19 protein-coding genes are annotated in these 21,301 nt (G+C 33.4%); 16 read left to right on the forward strand and 3 right to left on the reverse strand.

Features of this window, described 5'->3' with window-relative positions; translation table 11 throughout:
- Positions 1-103 precede the first annotated feature (103 nt).
- The 8 genes from LO744_RS07770 (at position 104) to LO744_RS07805 (ending at position 6,347) form a co-directional block, all read left to right on the forward strand.
- Complete coding sequence (locus LO744_RS07770; RefSeq protein WP_230668522.1) at positions 104-817, forward strand: hypothetical protein; 714 nt, start codon at positions 104-106, stop codon at positions 815-817.
- A gap of 244 nt (positions 818-1,061) precedes the next feature.
- On the forward strand, positions 1,062-1,904 hold the full coding sequence (locus LO744_RS07775) for a hypothetical protein (RefSeq protein WP_230668523.1): 843 nt from the start codon (positions 1,062-1,064) through the stop codon (positions 1,902-1,904).
- A 407-nt stretch (positions 1,905-2,311) separates the two neighbouring features.
- A complete protein-coding gene (locus LO744_RS07780; RefSeq protein ID WP_230668524.1) occupies positions 2,312-2,857 on the forward strand; it encodes a hypothetical protein in 546 nt (181 codons plus the stop codon).
- A 50-nt stretch (positions 2,858-2,907) separates the two neighbouring features.
- Positions 2,908-3,210 carry a hypothetical protein gene (locus LO744_RS07785; RefSeq protein ID WP_230668525.1) on the forward strand — a complete coding sequence of 101 codons (303 nt, stop codon included), beginning with the start codon at positions 2,908-2,910 and terminating at the stop codon, positions 3,208-3,210.
- Positions 3,211-3,469: 259 nt separating this feature from the next.
- A complete protein-coding gene (locus LO744_RS07790) occupies positions 3,470-3,652 on the forward strand; it encodes a hypothetical protein (protein ID WP_230668526.1) in 183 nt (60 codons plus the stop codon).
- The gene (locus LO744_RS07795) at positions 3,649-4,059 is read left to right on the forward strand and encodes a hypothetical protein (protein ID WP_230668527.1); all 411 of its coding nucleotides are present in this window, start codon (positions 3,649-3,651) and stop codon (positions 4,057-4,059) included. Before LO744_RS07790 ends, LO744_RS07795 begins: the two co-directional genes overlap by 4 nt.
- Before the next feature lie 88 nt (positions 4,060-4,147).
- Positions 4,148-4,972, forward strand: coding sequence for a helix-turn-helix domain-containing protein (locus tag LO744_RS07800; RefSeq protein ID WP_230668528.1), 825 nt, complete (start codon positions 4,148-4,150; stop codon positions 4,970-4,972).
- A 76-nt stretch (positions 4,973-5,048) separates the two neighbouring features.
- Complete coding sequence (locus LO744_RS07805; protein WP_230668529.1) at positions 5,049-6,347, forward strand: serine hydrolase domain-containing protein; 1,299 nt, start codon at positions 5,049-5,051, stop codon at positions 6,345-6,347.
- 132 nt (positions 6,348-6,479) lie between these two features.
- On the opposite strand, the gene LO744_RS07810 is transcribed toward LO744_RS07805, so the two are convergent.
- Together LO744_RS07810 and LO744_RS07815 are read right to left on the reverse strand one after the other, a co-directional pair.
- Positions 6,480-7,025 (reverse strand): alpha/beta fold hydrolase, encoded by a 546-nt coding sequence (locus tag LO744_RS07810; RefSeq protein ID WP_230668530.1) that lies wholly within the window; start codon positions 7,023-7,025, stop codon positions 6,480-6,482.
- Positions 6,988-7,437, reverse strand: a complete 450-nt coding sequence (locus tag LO744_RS07815) for an alpha/beta fold hydrolase (protein WP_230668531.1) — start codon at positions 7,435-7,437, stop codon at positions 6,988-6,990. Before LO744_RS07815 ends, LO744_RS07810 begins: the two co-directional genes overlap by 38 nt.
- Positions 7,438-7,688: 251 nt before the next feature.
- On the opposite strand from LO744_RS07815, the gene LO744_RS07820 reads away from it, so the two are divergent.
- Positions 7,689-9,041, forward strand: a complete 1,353-nt coding sequence (locus tag LO744_RS07820) for an IS5 family transposase (protein ID WP_230668532.1) — start codon at positions 7,689-7,691, stop codon at positions 9,039-9,041.
- A gap of 330 nt (positions 9,042-9,371) precedes the next feature.
- Here the strand turns inward: LO744_RS07820 and LO744_RS07825 are convergent, their stop codons facing one another.
- Positions 9,372-11,831, reverse strand: a complete 2,460-nt coding sequence (locus tag LO744_RS07825; RefSeq protein WP_230668533.1) for an RNA-binding domain-containing protein — start codon at positions 11,829-11,831, stop codon at positions 9,372-9,374.
- A 612-nt stretch (positions 11,832-12,443) separates the two neighbouring features.
- Here LO744_RS07825 and LO744_RS07830 point away from each other — a divergent pair.
- From LO744_RS07830 to LO744_RS07860, 7 genes are all read left to right on the forward strand, one after another.
- Complete coding sequence (locus LO744_RS07830) at positions 12,444-14,942, forward strand: PIG-L family deacetylase (RefSeq protein WP_230668534.1); 2,499 nt, start codon at positions 12,444-12,446, stop codon at positions 14,940-14,942.
- Positions 14,943-15,042: 100 nt separating this feature from the next.
- Positions 15,043-16,734, forward strand: coding sequence for a sodium:solute symporter (locus LO744_RS07835; RefSeq protein ID WP_230668535.1), 1,692 nt, complete (start codon positions 15,043-15,045; stop codon positions 16,732-16,734).
- Between the two features lie 38 nt (positions 16,735-16,772).
- Positions 16,773-17,291, forward strand: coding sequence for a DUF2911 domain-containing protein (locus LO744_RS07840; RefSeq protein WP_230668536.1), 519 nt, complete (start codon positions 16,773-16,775; stop codon positions 17,289-17,291).
- Between the two features lie 176 nt (positions 17,292-17,467).
- Positions 17,468-18,559, forward strand: a complete 1,092-nt coding sequence (locus LO744_RS07845) for a sensor histidine kinase (protein WP_230668537.1) — start codon at positions 17,468-17,470, stop codon at positions 18,557-18,559.
- A complete protein-coding gene (locus LO744_RS07850; protein ID WP_230668538.1) occupies positions 18,546-19,310 on the forward strand; it encodes a LytR/AlgR family response regulator transcription factor in 765 nt (254 codons plus the stop codon). Before LO744_RS07845 ends, LO744_RS07850 begins: the two co-directional genes overlap by 14 nt.
- An 11-nt stretch (positions 19,311-19,321) precedes the next feature.
- Positions 19,322-19,654 (forward strand): DMT family transporter, encoded by a 333-nt coding sequence (locus tag LO744_RS07855; protein ID WP_230668539.1) that lies wholly within the window; start codon positions 19,322-19,324, stop codon positions 19,652-19,654.
- 516 nt (positions 19,655-20,170) lie between these two features.
- Positions 20,171-21,286: an efflux RND transporter periplasmic adaptor subunit gene (locus tag LO744_RS07860; protein WP_230668540.1), complete on the forward strand. Its 1,116-nt coding sequence runs from the start codon at positions 20,171-20,173 to the stop codon at positions 21,284-21,286.
- Positions 21,287-21,301 lie beyond the last annotated feature (15 nt).

A 21,301-nucleotide genomic window follows, 5' to 3' on the forward strand; every position in this document is an offset into this window, starting at 1 on the left:
AAAGTAAAATATGAATCGAAAGGATACAGTGAAGATTAAGATGTAAATTTTAGATCAATTTTGGAAATTACTGTCTCTAAAAAAAAAAAATAGAAAAAAAAAAATGACTGTATTTTCGTATCATATCGTAAAACTACCTTTAACTTCGGCACTCAGAATTATATTTTTTCCTGTTAATTCAAAACAAATAAGTGGATTGATTTATGCGGAAACAATGTCTGCTATGATTTTAGGATCGCCTATTTTTACTGTGTCCAGAATTTTCAGCAGAAATATTGTAATTTTTGCTCAATGGGAGAATGAAAGTTATCTAAATGATTTTTTACAATCAAATTTAAAAGGAAGAAAAATAGCAAAAGGCTACCATATCAGATTAAAGTTTCTACGACAATGGGGAAGGATTTCAGGGTTTCAAATTCCCGATAAAGAACTAAATACACAAAACGAAAATATCCCTGTAGTTGCTGTCACTATCGCCCGAATGAGATATAGGCAGATCCCAAGATTTCTTCGTTGGGGAAGACCGGTTGAAAAACAAGTTCGGGAAGATAACGGCACGACCTTATCTTTGGCATCTATTCAATATCCAAATATTATTTCTACCTTTTCCATCTGGAAAACTCAAAAGGCGATGACAGATATGGTACATGGTCACAGTAAAATGCCACAACCCAAAAGACATATCAATGCAATGAAAGAACGTGATAAAAAAGATTTTCACTTCGAATTTACGACATTACGTTTTAAGCCATTAGCAGAATTTGGTGAGTGGCAAAATAAGTCGGATTATATTCCAGATAAAGCTGAAATGTCCTAAATTGGCTTAATCAGGAAAGCAGTTATTATTTGCCAGACAAAAATAAACTAATCAACTAATCATCATGAATATCTTCAATTTTAAATCAAAATTCCTTATAATAATTTTATCATTTTTACTTTTTAATAATTTTTATAGCCAGGACTTATTAGATAGAGTTCACAGTGATTCAAAATTAGTTAGTAAACTAAAGGATGGTTATCGTGCATTTCACATCAATAATGTCATTACTGAACAGAAAGAAATGATCAATTTGATGATCGATGATGTAACGGATAAAGAATTAAAAACTTTGCTCGGAGATTATATTCAAGTCTGCGACAGTTTAAAAAAGAGTCACTTTAAAAATGATACTCTCAAGACTTATATTTCCGATTATTTAACATTGACAAAACAGAGTTACAATATTTCCAAGAATAAAGGTTTTAATTCACCTGAATTTAAAAAGGATTTTGAAAAATATAAAGTATTCAGTGATAAATATATGGGTTATTTGTACTCAGCTTTTGCAACTAATAATTTTATTAGCATGAATGAGGAAACGTATTGGAAAACGATTGACAAGAAGAACTATATTAAATCGACTGAATATGAAACATACAAAAAATTAAAGATAACAAACTTAAAAGAGACTTTGGTTTTACTTGAAAAAATTTCAAAACAGACAACGGACTTTCAGGAATATTCCATTTATCAAATTGAACTTGCCGACCAGTATGTAAAACACGCTGAAAGTTTGGATGAAAACTCAATTGATAAAGCAATTGAAATCTACAAATCGATTATAGACAAAAGAAAATACAGCATTTATCTATTTGAAGCCTGGCTGAAATGGCGAATTGTTACCCAGCAGTTTGTCTATGGAATTTCAAAAACATCTGATATTCCGAATCATACATATGATAAAGTGAGAGAACAGGCTGCGTTGATCGTTCTTGATTACGTCAATACACACAGCAACGACGAAATGGCAATCAATGAGTTTCTTTTATTAGCAACACACGATATTGTAAAACGTTTTGGAGAATATCCTTATGGAAACCAAAACACTGTAGAATACCACCAAACATTTGATGAAGAAAAATAAACTTTAATATTCATTAGAATCATTTTTTTAAAGAACAGTTAGAATGTTTAAATTTAAATGGAAATAATTTATCTCGCAGATTTTGCAGATTAAGCATATTGATTCCTCTATTTTTAATCTGCTAAATCTGCTAGAATTATATAAAAAATGATTGAAAAAAATCAAAAACCAATCATACAGAATTTAAATTAATAAAACTTAATATGAATATCTGTAATTAGTAATAAGTTAGTTTTTAACAGCATATTTGTCTTTCCGTAGGAATCTAAGATACTTTATATTTAATATGTTGAGATTCCTCCGGAAAGACAAAGTAACTGCTGATTTCTAATACTATAATTAAAAACGGACATTCGTAAACTTAAACAGGCTCTTACTTTAAAAAATTAAATTACCATTAAATATTTATGAAATCTTCATTCAAATTACTGTCAATTCTGATTCTGTATTTATCATTTTCTCCTGCAATTAATGCTCAGGAATTGCCGTTTTACGATTTTGACCAAGTTGATTATTATTCGATAGACATTAGTGAAAAGGATATTTCCAACATAGAATATCAGAGAAAGAAAAACTCATATGAGTATAAAAAAATAAGTAAAAAAAATGCTTTGTTTTTATCAATATTAAGAAATAACTATCCTGAAACAATAGAAGAGAATTTTCCCGAAAAACTGATAAACTATGGTTTTAAGAAAAATGATATCGATAAAAAACGATACCCCGAAATAAATACTATTTTCAGCGAAAAGCCATGTAATGACGATTTAGGAAGTTTTTGCATTCCTACATTTAGAGATGTTTTCATTTTCAGGAAAAAAGATAAAATTGTAGGAATCGCCAAGATATGTTATAGCTGTCATCTTGCAACAATAATAGGAACTGAAAAAAGTATCAGGAATTTTGGAAGTTGCGGAGATTTTGTCAAGCTTGAAAAAATAATGGGGAAATAGGTGTAATTTACCTTCTGTTTTAAATTTTAGAATAAATTAAATACAATACAATGAATCTAAAAAGAATTAACACTTTCATTTTACGCCTATTAATTGGTCTTTGTATTTTGACCCTTATTGGTCTTTTAAATTTTGGTCACGGGCTTGGAAACATTATTTATTTCCCTCCGATTATTTTGGCAACTGTTGCACATATTTTAATCACAAGGAGACTTAACAAGAAAAATAATGATAAATATTGGTTTCCACTTATTCTGATAAACTCCATTATTTGTTTGAGTATAATTTATTACGCAACATTGGGTAGAGGGGGAGAATTTAACTGGGATGGAAGAATATTTTTTATAAAATAAAACTCCTTTTTTACGCCATAACAACCGTAAGAATACAAAGAGAAAAAACATCCGAGAATTAATTTTATAATACTTGTCATTTCATTTTTAAAAATTAAGTAATATTTGATGACTGAAAGATTTTTTTAACAATATTTTTCATTGAAAAGCTGTGAAATTTCATTGAAAAGTTATTTAATTTCATATTTTTTGTAAGTTTACTTTATTAAAACTAATACCAATAAAGTAAATCTGTGATTTATTGAAAACTGTGAAAATAATGAGAAAAAAGTCACTTCTATATTTCCCTTTATTCCTGATTTTATTTCAAAGCTGCACAACATCTTCCAACAAAGCTTTAAAGAATGATTTAGAAAAAATGACTCAGGAAAACTATATTCAACTGAATGGAATTTATTATAATCATCCGAAACAAGTTTACGGCAAAAATAAAAAAGGATGATTTCGGAAGGCGAATTGCGTACAAAAAATATCTATGCAATTTTAAATTTTAGACCTTATACATTTGATTCCATCGCAATGTTTGAAAATGAAGAAAAAATTGAGCTCATATTTTTAAATAATCAAAAATTAAAATTAAATCATATTGTTAACGGAAAGGTAATAGCATCCCCGATCTTGAATGGGAAAATAAAAAAAGGATTTTTCTGTTTAGAACAAAAAAATTCAAATTCTTGGGGAATTCCGGTATTACATGGTGGTTATAATAGGCATAATCGTAAAATTGGAATTTCAAAGCAAGGTAATTTAATTGTTGATTTGGAATTTGAGGCATCTGGCTCATTTCTCTTATTTTTTTCTCATGGTTTTCAGGATATAACAACTTATGAAGTTGAAAAGATAAAATAACTGCCAGTCACAAATCGATAAGTGATCTTCTCTCATTTAGTAAAAAAATATATGGGTTAATTTCACATCAATGTAAAAGCTAAAAAGGATGAAAATAAAGACCTATAGACCTGAAAACCTCATACTGAAAAAATATATTGAATGCTTTTATATCCTCGAACAGACCTCTGAAGAATCTTCTGCGACTTATTTTACCTTTCCGAGCATCTATACAATTGTCACTATAAGCGAAAAAACAGAAACTCGGGTCACCAAAAACAAAATAACAATTAAATATTGCCAGTCCAGTCCAATTGAAACCAACCTGGTAAGCAATTTTAATGAACCTGTATTGATCAGCTATGAAGGCATAATCAATGAAATTACGACGTACTTCAAACCATTAGGGATCAATGCTTTTATTCCAAATGATTTAAGAGATTATGCGGAAGGAAGTTTTCCTGATTTTAGTCCATACGAGGATTATAAAGAAACCATGGCAGCCATTCTTTCTATGAAAGATCCTGATGAAAAAATCAGGGCGCTAGAATTATATTGGCTTTCAAAATTTCATCCGTTTGAGGATATTTTGCTGACGGATATACTGACCGAAATGTTGCATGCAAATAATATCAATCAATCTATGACGAAATTGTCTTATACAGCGGGTCGGTCAAGAACAACGATCAACAAGCATTTTGATCGGCATATTTGTAAAACACCTTCCCAGTTCAAAAAGATTATCAGATTCAGGGCCGCTATTCAAAGCCGGCTTGATGATAAAAATGGAATAGGACTGTCTTATAGTCTGGATTATTTTGACCAGTCACACATGATCAGGGATTTTAAAAAATTAACAGGTTTTACACCGAAAGTTTTCTTTTCAAAAACAACAACACTTGAAAAAGATCTTATAAAATGGATGTTTATTTAATGGGGTTTACAAAAATACAATGATGGGTGTTTATTAAGTAGTAATATTACGGCCTAATAATATCGTTACATACTTTATGAAGCTAAGTCTAATCATACTTCTATTCCCAATTCTTTTTTTCGGACAGAAAAATATGTCTGCTAATCTTGCGAACTATATGCAGGCTCAGGCTGAAATCAATAATTTTAGTGGAACCGTCCTTGTGACGAAAGATGGCCAAGTTTTATTAAAAAAAGCATATGGCTTGGCGGATTACGAATGGAATATTAAAAATACCGTTGATACTAAATTTCAGTTGGCCTCCGTAACCAAACAATTTACGGCCACAGCTATCCTTCTGTTGGTTGAAAAAGGGAAGCTGTCCCTTGATGATAAACTGAGTAAATTTATGCCGGCTTATCCCAAAGCCGATAGTGTTACCATCCATATGCTTTTATCACATACCTCAGGGCTGGCTCTGGGTTTTAAAGAAATAGCCTTAAGCTCGATAGATAAAGATTCTGCCTATGCTGAAATAAAGAAAATACCTTATGAATTCTCTCCTGGAACTAAAAGCGGATACAGTAATATTGGGTATTATTTATTGGCTAAGATTATTGAAAAAGTGTCTGGTGAGAAGTATGCCGTTTTCCTAAAGAAGAACATATTTGATAAAGCAGGGATGAAGAATACGGGCGTCAGTAATAATGAGTCGATAGTTGAAAAAAAAGCAAAGGCTTACTATCACTCAGAAAACGGGCTTGTTCACAATCCTTACATCAACTGGAAATTTAATTTTGGTCATGATGGCATTTATTCTACGGTTGAAGATCTGGCTTTATGGGATAATGCTCTATATGGAACAGGCATTCTTTCCGCACAGATGAAGAAATTAATGTTTACGCCCTATGGCCCCGGAAATTGGGGATATGGCTTTGTCATCAATCCGTTTTACAATCACGGACATCAGTTAATTGCCCATGACGGAGGCTTTTTCGGTACAATGACTTCCTTTAACCGGTTTACAGATGATAAGCTTTTTGTGACCGTACTTTCTAATAACGAATCCTTTTCCTATATTATAAGCTATGGACTTTCCGCCATTGCATTGGGGAAAGAGGTCGAACTTCCTTACAAACATCACCGAATTGAAACAGACCCAGGTTTATATGATCAATACGTTGGTAAATATGATAAAATTGATATATTGAAAATGGATGATAAACTTTATTTTAACAGCGTAGAGATGCAACTTATCCCGGAGTCTAAAACGAAATTTTTTAGAGCAGATAATAATGACAGAACAATTGAATTTATTCCGGATAGTGCAGGTCTTTACAACTCTATAATTCTAACAAAAGGAGGAGTAAAAGAAGTTATGAGAAGGAATAAATAGGCATAACAGTCTTGAGGTTTAATTGCCTACTTGTGTAATAAACAAGCCAAACAGATTGTTTAGACTGGTGGTTTTCTCAACCATTGTCTCCAACCTGTTCGGTTTTGAGGATAATATGTTTCTACTTCCTTGTTAAGAATTCTGTTGTTCTAACCATCTTAAGATTGATTGGGTAGTTTCTTCTGGCTTTTCTTGTTGAATCCAATGACCACAATCCAGACTCACAATATCCAAATTAGGAACAATATTTTTTAGGTTTTCAGATTTGGGAATCGTGTCCTGTTCACCATATATCATAAGAGTCGGTTGATGAATGACTGGGGTTACGTCTGCCATTAACTGCCAGTTTCTATCAAGGTTTCTGTACCAATTTATACTTCCTGTAAACCCTGATGATTCGAAAGCAGAAACAAATACAGACAGTTCGTTGTCTTCCATTAAGGGCTCTCCCAGTGGATTTTCTGCTCTTGCAAGATTGATCATGAGCATTCCGGGCTCTGGTGGTGTTGGAGGTACATTTTTACGGAATATGTTACGGAGGAACTGAGAAGTATTTTCATTCATTATAGCATTTGCTACTCCTGGCTGTCGATTGAAGTGAACAAAATAGAAGTCTCCTCCAAATATAGCTTCCATCAACTCAATCCATGGTTGTTCTCCGCGCTCTTGGTAAGGCAAGGTTTATTACTTTATTTACCCTCTCAGGATGCAATAGTGCCAGGCTCCAAATGACATTTGCTCCCCAATCGTGACCAACAAAAGTGGCATCTTCATATCCAAAGTAATCAAGTAGTGCAACGAGGTCACCTGTCAAGTGTACAATATCATATTCAGCTACTTCGGAAGGACAGGATGAGTTCCCATAACCTCTCTGATTGGGAATGATAACATGATACCCAGCTGCAACCAATACTGACACCTGATGACGCCAGGAAAAAGCATGTTCCGGAAAGCCGTGGCAGAGTACAATAGGTTTTCCGGCATTTTGTTTACCTGCTTCAAAGACTTCCAGTTCCACACCATTGACTGAAATAAGAGTAGGGTTAGGAAAATTGGTTGAGTTAAATACTGAGCTAATTTCGTTTGTCATTTTTATTCTTTTAAAATTAATTAATGATGCAAACTTACATCTGCAATATGACAGCAGTGTGTCAGCAGTCAAAAATAAATTAGATCTATTACCTTCTGTTGGGCAAAATCTCCCGACTTTGAACTAATAAATAGTCATGCCTTAAAATGTATTTAATTTATTGTATTTCAATATTTTAATTAAACAAAACACATAAGCTCTATCTTCTAAATTGCCAAAAAGTTGTATTTTAGAGTATAGAAAGCGGCAATATGTTAGGCAAAACAAAACAAGATTTACAACAGGATTTATTTAAAACCAGACTCACGGAACTCATTAATATGGAGCATCCACTTGTGCAATTAGCCCATGAGCTTGATTGGGATCATTTGGAACAAGAGTTTGAAAAATTCTTTTCAACCCACGGAAGACCCTCTGTTGCCATTCGAAAAATTGCCGGTTTATTACTTTTGAAAGAACTGTTTAAAGAAAGCGATGAATCCGTTGTGGAAAGATGGATAGAGAACGCCTATTGGCAATATTTCACGGGAGAAACCTTTTTTCAAACCGCACAACCATTTGATCCAAGCCAGTTCGTTCATTTCAGAAAAAGGATAGGAGAAAGAGGTCTGGAATATTTGTTGAGTCAAAGCGTAAAGCTTCATCCGAGAGCAAAATTTGAAAAAGAAGTTCAAATAGACACGACGGTTCAGGAGAAAAACATCACTTTTCCCACGGATGCAAAACTGGCAAAAAAAGTGATTGACAATTGCGTGAAAATAGCTAAAAAAGAAGGTATTCCCCAGAGGCAAACCTACAAAAGAGTGAGCAAACAATTGCTGAGAGATGCGTATTTTGGTCATCATCCGCGACGAAAAAAGAAAGCATTGATGTCACGGAAAAAGCTTCGGACTTTGGGAAAAAGACTACTTCGTGAATTGGAGAGAAAATTACCGGAAACTATTTTAGAAAACTACAAACTGGAGTTTGAAAAGTATCAAAAAGTTTTGACCCAAGAGCGAACTACGAAAGATAAGATTTACAGTTTGCACGAGCCCCAAACTTCGTGTATTGCAAAAGGGAAATCGGGGAAGGCTTATGAATTTGGGTCAAAAGTAGCGATTGTGAGAGGAAGAAAAACGGGTGTTATCACTTCCATAAAAAGATTTTCAGGGAATCCACATGACAGCAAAACTTTAGAAGAATCTCTAGCCCAAAGCCAAAGGGTTCGAGAATTAATTGGCGGAACAAGACCTGAAATAGCGAGTACAGATCGAGGTTTTCGAGGAGTAAAAGAAATAGAGGGAACTGAAATTTTAATTCCACAAAATAAAAAAGCAAGCACCAAATATGGGCAAGAAGTTGCCAGAAAAAGATTCCGAGCGAGAGCAGCCATTGAACCTTGTATCTCTCATTTAAAAAGAAGCCATTCTTTAGGTTTAAACTTTCTAAAAGGAGTTATAGGAGATATCCATAATGCTATTTTAGCGGGGATAGGATACAACTTAAAGCTTCGATTAAATCAGATCAAAGCCCAAATTATTTTTTGCTTTCAAATAATATTCAACTTTTCAAAAAAAAAAAAAGCCACTATTTTTGTTGAAACTAAAATAGTGGCTTTTTAAGGAATGACTAAATAAGATCATTTTCTTTACACTTGCTCCAAAGTCAGGAGACTTCGGAGAGAGGGGAGAGATGTTAACAAATTAAATTTTACAATAGCTAAATATTGATTTTATTGCGACGAGTTTTGTCGCTATAGCTGGTTACTTTTGTAATAGATATCTAGAGAAATAGATTTATATATTAACCAATAAAATGAAAACTATTATGAAGTAAGCAACATTTATCTGAGGATAGTTTAATCTGTATTGAAATATTTAATACACCTCAAAGAGAAGAAGACTGCCTGTTTGGCAGTCTTTTATTTCTTTAATATGGTTATTTGTACTGAGTTAATTTGATTTGATATGCCATCCTTTATTTTGAAGTTTATCATTAATATACTCCTTTTGATTATCGTTATATGCTTCTCCTTTAATTTTATCTTCTAATTCTTGTTTCAAACTTCGAAGCTTAATATTTTCTTTTTCATAGCTTAGTCCTAAATTACATATTTCTATAGCTTTTGTAACATCTCTAATATTATTTCTATAATTTATTGCATGGTTAAAAGCAGCTATTGCATTCGCATGATTTTGAGATGTAGTTAGATTGTCTCCATTATGATAACTTTTATCAAAGAATTCATTCGCTTTTCTTGCTAGTTTTAGTCTCTCAGGCTTATATAACGACATATTTGTTTTTGTTGCCTGATAAGTGTAGGCTTGTGCAAGCCCAAGGCAAGTCCTTTGATCTGTATTATCAAGCTCATATGCTTTTAAGAAAAACTTAATGCTATTTTCAACTATTTGTTTTGCATTTTTTGGATTGCCGAATCTACTTTTAAATTCTAGATATCCTAATTCGATATAAGCTTCTAAAAAATCTTCATCTATATTGATAGCCATTTTAAATTCCTTTTTGGCCATCTCATATGAATCATTAAATATTCCATTTTCTTCTATTTTTCCCTTGATTAGGTATAAAAAAGCGAAATTTTTATTTTGTTCAATTAGGTCATTAATATTTAGAATAGCATTGTCGTATTCATAATTAGCTAGTGTCAAGGCTTTTAATGCATCAGTTGCTGCAACTTTCTGAACTAGACTTTTAGCTTTTGATCTTTGAATCAAATTTAAAATTGCTGCATCTTTTGAATTGAACTTACTTTTTTCTTGAATGAAATTTTCATAATTAGCTAAAATTTCAGATTCATTTTCTAAATTTAAATATTGTTTTGAATATAGCTTAGCAAGAAATGGAATTGAATAGCCAATATTTCCATTGCTGTCTAAATTTTGATAGCACAGAGACATTTTGGTTAGGTTTGGAATTCCTTGTATTCCAATTTGGTCAGAAGAATAGTTGCTTATATAAACTAATTCATCAAGACTTAAAAATTCCTCTTTTTCTGGTAGGGAGAATATATATAAAAGTGTTTTTTCAACATCAGATAACTTGTCTATTGATCCTTTAAAACAGAAATTTAAAATATTTTCATATGATCTACCATTTTTTAAATTGTTTAAAACCTGATTTATTGGTGTTCCATATGCTAATTGATGACATATCAATTGACCAGCCAAAGGCATTCCTTTGGTGTATGAATATAATTCGGACAAATGATCTCCATATAATTCAATGAATAGTGGAGAATCTTTTCCTGTAAAAATTTTGAATTGAGAATTTAAGAAATCTGGGAACTCACTAATCTCTTCAAATCCATGTAGATTAATTCTTGTTAAATAAAAATCACCTAATGTTTCTCTAGTTGTTAATATTATTTTTAAGGAAGGAGGTGCATCTTCTAAAAATGAAACTAATTGAGTATCATTAAGTGTTTCAAGATTGTCTATAACTAAAAGAACTTTATTATTAGATAAAAAGTTTAACACATACTCTTCTGTTTCTAATTCTTCATCCTCTTCAGACTCGTCAATTAATTTATTTGATTTAATGAATTGATGGATTTCACTGATTAATTCTTTATAATTTGCGATATATTCTGTTAGGTCTTTAATCCCGTTTGGAGTATATTTATTTCTCTTGGAACTTGACCATATTATAAAGTCATAATCTCTTTTACTACGTTGCTGTTTAAGAAGCTTTGTTACATAGTAATGAACGAAAGTTGTTTTTCCTATCCCACCTATCCCATCTATTTGAATAATTCTATTATTTAAATGATTTAATTTGTTGTCTAGATCGATTAAGTATTCCTTTCGTCCGATAAACTCATTATATAAAATAGGTTGTGAGGTTATATTTTCTATAATTTCGAAATTGTTGCTTTTTTGTCTATAAAATAGACTATCAGCTTTTATTGACCTGCTTCCTCTTCTACAATAAACATCTCCTTTTCTAAAAATAGTTATATTTTTATCAGGTTTATTGCCCCAACTCTTTTTTACATATTGTCCATCTTTTTTAAACGATAATATTTCTTTTGAATGAGTAGGTTTAATATAAATAACGAAAAAATAATTTCCTTCTATTTCAACTGTATTTGTTAGAATATTTATATCTCCATCAATAAAATTATCAAAAATATTAGCAAGATCTGCTTCATCTATTTTATCATCACTTCTTTCATCTAATCCAATCCATTCTGCATTATTGTTTACTCCATAAATAATATAGCCACCTTTAGAATTAGCAAATGCTAATATATCTTTTACGAATTCTATTTTGTCCTTTGAATCTTTTATTGAGAAAACCTCTTTATAATCTAAATCAGCTGTTTCTGACTTAATATTGTAATTCTTAATTTTTAATATTTGTTCTTCTGAAATTAATTCTAAGCTTATATTCATTGGTTATTATTTATAGATATGAAATTTTCAAATATATGTAAAAGAAAAATAGAATAAGTTACTTGCATTGTGAATTTCTTAATAAATACAGTTTGGTTAGTATACAGGAAATAAAAATATTTTTTATCACAGAAATTCCTTTGATTTTATTTTCACAATTATGTTCTTTTATAAAATATGATATATAGAATTACTAATTCTAAATTTACAAAAGTCTTCCTTATTTTTATTCTGGTTTTCCGTAAAAAATCCCAACTCTCGTCAGGATTTTCTCTTATTTTGATTTTTAAATTCTTTTTGTAGCTGATTGATTTCAAAAAAGACAATGTACCGACGACGTGTTTTTCTGGTGCAAAGTTTCATTATTGAAACTGTAGATTGTAAGAGAGCAAAGTATAGAATCAACTTTGTTGATTCGTCGAAGCATGCCGCTTCATCAGCAACAAAGTCGCATCACTTTGCCCGCCTAAAATAAAGCGGAATTATTAATGAACTTTGCGTTAATCTTTTACTTTCACACAAAGATTTTACGAATAATAGAATGTTTGGAGTTGCTAATTTAAAGTTAAAAGAAAGAGGATTTACTTATATTTGCCCGCAAAGCAAATTCACATGTTCAAAAAAGTAATCACTGTATCTATCCTTGGCTTTTATACGGTTTTTTCGGCTCAACAGGTTCGGCCTTCAAAATCATCTGAAATTTACCGCGAAATCAAAACGCTTAAACACCTGCCTAAGGTTTTATACCTTGCGGCTCATCCCGATGATGAAAATACGGGATTACTCTCCTGGTTAATCAACGACCAAAATGTAGAAACGGGTTATTTATCTTTAACCAGAGGTGATGGTGGTCAAAATTTATTAGGTACAGAACAAGGGGCTGCATTGGGTTTAATAAGAACGCATGAGCTTTTAGAAGCAAGAAAGCTAGACGGTGCCCAACAGTTTTTTACCCGGGCGATTGATTTCGGGTTCTCTAAAAATACGACCGATACCTTTAAACAATGGGACGAAAATAGCATTATAGCTGATGCAGTTTGGGTCATCCGTACATTCCGTCCTGATGTTATCATTTGTCGTTTTCCGCCTACCGCTGCGGCAGGACACGGGCAACATGCGGCTTCGGCTGTGGTTGCAGAAAAAGCTTTTAAACTCGCAGGCGATAAAACTGCTTTTCCAAATCAACTAAAATATGTTAATGTTTGGCAACCAAAACGCGTATTGTGGAATACTTTCCGATTTGGTGGGGTCAATACGACAGCTGAAAATCAACTGAAAGTGACCGTTGGGCAATATGATGCACAATTGGGAATGGGCTATGGTGAATTGGCAGGATTAAGCAGAAGTTTACATAAAAGTCAGGGTGCGGGAACGCAATCTGTTGCGGGAATTAGAACTGAATATTTTTCCCACGTTGCAGGTGAGCCTGCCAAAACAACACTTTTTGATGGTGTTGTTAAAACCTGGACTTCACAAGGAAATGCTGATATTGACCAATCATTAGATAAAATTATTTCTACATTCAATTTCAACGAGCCAGACAAGAGCTTACCTGCTTTACTTACTTTGCGAAAAAAGGTGATGCCTCTAAAAGATTTAGATTTGAAAAAGGACAAACTTAAATCTCTTGACCATATCATTTTAAGCTGTGTCGGATTTATGGGCGAAGTGGTTACCAATCAGGCTGAAGCTGTTGCCGGAGACCACTATAACTTTAAATTAAATCTTATTTCAAGAGCAGTAAATCCTGTAGTTTTAGAAAATATAAAATGGTTAAATCAATCAGAAAGTTTCAACAGAAAACTATCAAAAGATTCTTTAATTACCATTCAGCATGACATTCAGATTCCTGCGGATGCAGCACTTACGGAGCCTTATTGGTTAGCAAAACCAGCAAAAAATGCAGCTACTTTCTCTGTTCCGAATGATACTTTAGTCGGGTTACCCGAGGCAGAATCACCACTGAATGTTTTGCTTGATTTAAAAATAGGTTCAGAGAAATTTCAGGTTAACCTTCCTTTATCTTTCAAAAAATTAGACCCAGTGCGTGGTGACGTGGTTGAAGCCTTGCGTATTGTTCCTGCTTTGGAACTGAAATTTACACAGCCTCTTTATTTAGTCAAAGAAAATGAAGATTTACCTGTGAGTTTAAATGTTAAGGTTAATTCCAATAAACAATTCAGTAATGGGAAAATTAATCTGATTTATAACGGAGAAAATTTAGGAGGTGCTGATGTAAAATCACTCAATGGAAAAGATACGACCATAGATTATTTGATTCCAAAAGCAAAGCTTACTTCAATAAAATCAAATCAGTTGCAGTTGGATGCTAATTTTGTTGCAGATGGAGTCACTTATAATAAAAAACAAATATTAATTCAATATCCGCATTTACCTTCTTTACAATATTTTGCGCCTGCAACGGTAGCTGTAATGAAAGGTGATATTCAGGCTAAGGTTAAAAAAGTGGGTTATGTACAAGGTGCGGGCGATTTCATTCCTGAGTTCCTAAGAATTACAGGTATTCAGGTTGATGTATTAAAAGATGAAGATTTCTATGGCAACTTAAATGAGTCTGGAAATGGCAGTCAAAACAAGTTGTCACAGTATGATGCCATCGTTCTTGGTGTTCGTGCCAATAATACAGAGAAAAAATTGGGTCGCTGGATGCCTTTTTTATGGTCTTATGTAAAAGCTGGCGGTAATTTGGTGATGCAGTATAACACGAATCAGGATACAACGGTTGACCAATTAGGAATGTACAATTTTACGATTGCCAATAAACGTGTTACTGAGGAAAATGCTGAGGTTAAACTTTTAAATCCAAATCATAAATTACTAAACTTTCCGAATAAAATTACGGCGAATGATTTTAATGGATGGGTACAGGAACGTGGCGCTTATTTCCCTGCTCAATGGGATTCAGCGTACGAACCGCTTTTTGAAATGCACGACACCGGTGAAGAACCTCTTCAGGGTTCAACTTTATATGCCAAATACGGGAAAGGTAATTTTATTTATACCCCGTTGGCATTTTTCAGACAATTGCCTGCCGGAAATGTGGGGGCGGCACGTTTATTTTTAAACTTTTTATCTGCACAAAAAAACTGATGAATATGAAACTTAAAAATTGGAATATCTGGTACCTACTATTAGCCTTTGCACTAGTAGGTCAGATTGTATTTTATTATTTGTTTACTAAATTCTGGGCATGAGTACGATAGATTGGACAGTTCTTATTGTTACACTTGTTGCAGTGGTTGTTTACGGCGTATTTATCGGTCGTGGACAAAAAAGCAACGAATCATACCTAAAGGCAGATAATAAAATGCCTTGGTACATTGTGTTGATAGGTATTATGGCTACTCAGGCAAGTGCCATTACATTTCTTTCAGCACCGGGGCAGGCGTATACAGACGGGATGCGTTTCGTTCAGTATTACTTTGGTTTACCATTGGCGATGATTGTGATTTGTATTACTTTCATCCCAATTTTTCAGCGATTAAATGTTTACACAGCCTATGAATATTTAGAAAATCGTTTTGATAAAAAAACAAGAGTACTTACTTCTCTGCTTTTCCTCTTTTCCAGAGGTTTATCTACTGGAATCAGCATTTATGCTCCAAGTATCATCTTGGCAAGCGTTTTAAACTGGAATATTTATTTAACCAATGTTTTGACGGGTGGTATTTTGTTGATTTATACTTATGTTGGTGGTGCAAAAGCGATTGCTCACACTCAAAAACTACAGTTCCTTATTATTCTGGGAACAATGGCTTTTGCAGGCTATCTGCTTATTCAAAATATGCCGAATGGAATAGGTTTTAAAGATGCGCTGTATCTGGCAGGGAAATCTGGAAAGTTGAATGTAATCACTACAGACTTCGATTGGAAAGATAAATATAATATCTGGAGCGGACTGATTGGTGGCTTTTTTCTTGCCCTTTCTTACTTTGGAACTGACCAGAGTCAGGTCGGGAGATATATTACTGCAAAAGACAATACCAATGCTAAAATGGGTTTGCTGCTAAACGGATTGGTTAAAATTCCGATGCAGTTTGCGATTCTTTTGATTGGTGCTTTGCTTTTCGCATTCTTTTCTCTAAAACCGGCTCCGATTTATTTTAACGAACGCTCTTATCAATCATTAAAAGAAAAACAACCTGAACAGGCTGCAATTTTTGAAAAAGAACATCAAAATCTGCAAACAAAGTTTAATGCAGAATCAAAGGAAATCCTTAAATTAAAAGAAACTCAATCTCCTAAATTGAACAAAACAATTCAGGATTTTAAAAACACACAAACCGAAGTAAAAGCACTTCACGGAAGGGTAGAAGAGGCAATCAATAGTTCAAACTACAATGCAGAAAAAACGGATACCAATTATATTTTCCTGTATTTCGTGAAAAACACGTTACCTGTTGGAATGATAGGTTTACTGTTTGCCGTCATTTTTCTTGCCAGTTGGGGTTCTATTTCGGCAGCGCTGAATTCCCTTGCGGCTTGCTCATTAAAAGATGTTCATTTAATATTTAAAAAAGATATTCCTGATGATGCAACCGAATTAAAATACAGTCGTTTGCACACGTTGGCTTGGGGTATTTTCTCTATCGGTGTTGCGATGTTTGCCACGCAGATGGGTTCGCTTATTGAAGCGGTAAACGTTTTAGGCTCGCTTTTTTACGGTCCGATATTGGGGATTTTCCTTGTCGCATTTTACTATAAAAAAATCACCGGACCAAATGTATTTGTTGCTGCAATTGTATCAGAAATCGTGGTGATTGCCATATATAATTTCGATATCGTTTCATTTCTTTGGCTTAACGTTATCGGGGCAGCGGCAGTTATTATATTTTCGTCAATAGGTCTATTGTTTTATAAGCCGAAAGCTGTAAATTCGTAAACCAATAAACAAAAACTAGATAAACAAACAAAAATATTATGAAATCAATGATTAAATCTGCTACCGTACTTTTTGCTGCAATGACAATTTCAGTCAATGCGTTTGCACAGGAAGCTAAAAAACCTGCAAGTCCTGCGGCTACTGCAACAGGAAAAATTAAAGATGCAACCATTACCATAGCTTATAACAGTCCTTCTGTTAAAGACCGTAAAATTTGGGGTGACTTAGTTCCTTTTGATAAAGTTTGGCGTGCGGGTGCTAATGATGCAACTACTTTCGAAACCGACAAAGACATTACTGTTCAGGGTAAAAAATTAGCTAAAGGTAAATACAGTTTTTTCTTAATCCCTAAAGAAAGCGGAACCTGGACTGCAGTTTTTAACAAGGAGCCAAAGCAATGGGGTGCTTATAAGTATGAAGAAGCTAAAGATGCTTTGCGTGTGGATGTTAAAACAAAACCTTTACAAGCAAAACAGGAAACTTTAGTTTATAAAGTAAACAAAAACGGATTCACAATGGATTGGGATAAAATCTCAGTGCCTGTAGAGATAAAATAAGTTGAAATATTTAAACTTAAAATCCCGTTAATGCGGGATTTTTTTTTGCTTAAAATTTTAATTCATTTTATGAAGATAACGTTTCACAAGTATGTTTTACCGTTTCACTTTAAAACTACTTTATTTCTCTGATTCAATATTTATCTTTACATTCATAAAAACCATTGCGCTATTCTATGAATGATAAAAAGCAAAAACTTTTGTACGGATTCAAAAAAAGACTGTTGATATGGGCAACGGCATTTGTGTTTTCCTACATTTTTATTTATTTAGTAGACCCCTTTTCTTACAAAGAACTCATAGGGAAATCTTGGTATTATATTCTGGAAGATGTTTTATGGATTTTATTTTTCTCTGTAATTATTTCAGAAGTAAGCCTGCTTATTGATTATTATCTTGATAAAAAGATTTCGTGGAATGAAAGAAGCATTCGAAGATTAATCATTCAAACCCTGCTCCAAATTATTGGAAGCATAGGCATTGTCATTCTTATCAATTTTATTTTTGAAATGTGTTCCGACACTACAACGAGTGATTATAGAAAAGAAATTACATTAATGGGTCAGTGGATTGCCACCAACATTGTTGTTTCATTATTAATTAGCGCCATCAATACAGGAAATTTCCTTTTAGAAAATTGGAAAAAAACCGCTTTGGAATCCGCACAATATCAACTGAAATCTTCCGAGCACAAAAGAGCAGCAATGGCGGCCGAACTTCATGCGTTGAAACTGCAGATTGACCCGCATTTTATCTTTAATAATCTCAGTGTTTTGTCTGAACTAATTCTCGAAGACCAGCAATTAGGCTACGAGTATTCTGAGAGCTTTGCGAAAGTGTACCGCTATCTTCTCGTTAACTCAAAAAAAGATACGATTACACTCGATGAAGAACTAAAATTTTTAAATTCTTATATTTATTTGACTCAAAAAAGAATCGGCGAAGGGGTACAGTTTGATATTTCTGTTAATGAAAAATTGAGGAAGTTTTTACTTCCACCTTTGGCGCTTCAGTTTTTGGTTGAAAATGCTTTAAAACATAATCAAACTTCCAAATCTAATCCGCTCAAAATAAAAATTTATACAACTAAGGATGACTATTTAGTGGTTTTAAATTCACTGTCTCCATTAATCAGCAAAGTTGAATCAGCAGATGTGGGCATAAAAAACATCATCAGTCGGTTTGAATTTTTAGGCGACAAAAAGCCCATTATTATTAAAAGCGATAAGGATTTCATTGCTAAAATTCCGTTATATGAAGACAAATAAAATATTAATCATTGAAGATGAAAAACCGAATGCAGACAGGCTCAAAAGATTATTGCTGAAACTGCGTCCTTCAGTTGAGATTCTTTCCGTAGAAGATTCTATTTCTTCGGCTGTAAAATGGCTTGAAAATAATAATGCACCCGATATTATTATGATGGATATTCGTCTTTCAGATGGATTGAGTTTTGAAATATTTAACAGATTTGAAATAAAAAGCCCTGTCATTTTTACCACAGCTTATGATGAATATGCAGTAAAAGCTTTTAAATATAACAGTGTAGATTATTTACTGAAACCGATTGAGGAAGAAGAGCTTGAAGATGCTTTAAAAAGATACGAAAGCTCTATGGAAACTGCTCCATTTCTCGGAACTGCGATTGAAGGTTTACTTAATTACATTCAGCCTAAAGATTACAGAAAACGCTTTCTTTTGGCACATCGTGACGGGTACAAAACTGTTTTGACTGAAGATATTCTTTATTTTTATACCGAACACGGAGTCAGTAAAACAATGCTTAAAACAGGAGCGATAGAAACTGTTCCACAAACTTTGGAAGAGCTTGAAAAGCAGCTCGACCCGAAAGAGTTTTTCAGAGCCAACCGGCAGTTTATTATTCACATCGATTCTGTGTTGCAGGTTTTAAATCATTTTAATGGAAAACTAAAACTCGAACTCAAAAAACATCCGGAAATCGACGTTATTGTAAGTCGTGAAAAAGCTTCTGCACTAAAAACCTGGATGGATTATTAAAATTTATTGATATGAAAAATTATATATTCTTAGCATTTGCCATACTTTGCGAATCGGTGGCGACCTCATTTTTAAAAGCCTCAGAAGGATTTACAAAACCTTTGCAAACGATAATTTTCGTGGTCTTTATGTCTGCGTCATTTTATCTTCTTACACACGCCATCAAAGTCATTCCGATAGGAATTGCGTATGCAATTTGGTCTGCAGTAGGAATTGTTTTAATTGCCTTAATTGGATATTTTGTGTACAAACAGACTTTAGACCTTCCTGCAATTTTAGGAATTGCATTAATCGTGATTGGCGTTATTGTGATTAATGTTTTCTCGAAATCAGCTTCGCATTAAAATATTGCTGAAAAGCAATTTATACTTCGTTTAAAGATGAACGCCTCTGTGAAATTTTACAGAGGCGTTCTGTTTTTTTTATGTATAGGAATACGTAATGTTTTAAGAATTGAGATTGATTGCAAACTCTTAAAACTGATGATTTCCGCCAACCCAATCAGTAGAAAGGTTTCTCATTTTGGGAAAGGATAAACTCAAATGGTTTCAGTTCTTCCCAATTTGGGACAGTCTAAACCTAAACAGCGGGAAGCTTTCCCAACTTGGGAAAGGGCAAACCAAAAAAGGGGCGCCTCATCCCAAATAATTTTCAGACATAATTTTTTTTGTGACTTTTAACTGTATCGAGGATTCTATTTTGGCAAAAGACCGTTTAGAAATATATTTTCGAGGCTATATTTTTCATTTTCGCTATACTACGTTTCACCCATAAATAATTCCGTTTCGCTTTAATTGTTGATTAAATCTGCTGTTTTATAGAGTTATTTTGCAGACGTTTAGAAGTGAAAAACAAGTATTATGAAATATAAAATAGGGTATTTAGCATTGTCAATTTCTATGGCTGTGATGATGTATTCCTGCAATTCGGGGAATGCTCAGGAAAATCAAATGCAGGCAACCGCAACCCCGACAGATTTTATCCAACTAAAATCAGGAAATGCCGATGTTTCCACAGGTTACCCTGGAAATATCGAAGGACAAGACAATGTGGATATTAAGGCACAGGTTACAGGTTATCTCGATGCGGTTTATGTGAAAGAAGGTCAATATGTGAATAAAGGACAGGCTTTGTTTAAAATTAATCCTTCTGTTTACAATGAGCAGGTTAACAACAGTGATGCCGCTTTAAAAGTCGCTTTGGCAAGCCAAGCAACGGCAAAATTGGAAGTTGATAAATTAAAACCTTTGGTAGAAGGAAATGTAGTTTCAGACATTCAGCTTAAAACAGCGCAGGCAAACTATCAGTCGGCTTCAGCTCAGGTTGCACAGGCAAAATCAGCTTTAGGCTCGTCTAAAATCAATGCCAGTTTCACCTACATTAAAGCTCCTGTCAGTGGTTATATCGGAAGAATTCCCAACAGAATCGGAAATTTAATTTCGCCCTCAGATTCTTCTCCTTTAACCACGCTTTCAAATATCAATTTGGTTAATGTGTATTTTTCATTGAACGAGGCAGATTTTATCACCTACAGTAAAATGTCGGCTTCAGAAAATCACACAGGAAACATAGAGCTTCTTCTTGCAGATGGCTCTATTTACAATTACAAAGGGAAATTAGAAAATGCAAGTGGAAATTTCGACAGAAATACGGGGAGCATTCAGATGAAAGCTGTATTTCAAAATCCTGACAAGCTTCTGAGAGCCGGAGGAACCGCAAGAGTGATGATTTACAAAAATGTTGATGCCGTTTTAAAAGTTCCAAAAACTGCCGTAAAAGATATCCAAGATAAGTTTTTTGTCTATAAACTCAATGGTAAAAAAGTACAGATGATTCCAGTCGAAGTTTCAGAAGGAACAACACAGGATTATTTCGTTTCATCAGGGATAAAAGCAGGCGATAAGATTGCCATCAACAGAATTGATGCGCTTACAGACGGAGCAGATGTGGTTCCGAAAATTGTTTCTGCACAGTAATTAATCATTTAAAGA

It is taken from the genome of Chryseobacterium turcicum (assembly GCF_021010565.1).
GTDB lineage: Bacteria > Bacteroidota > Bacteroidia > Flavobacteriales > Weeksellaceae > Chryseobacterium > Chryseobacterium turcicum.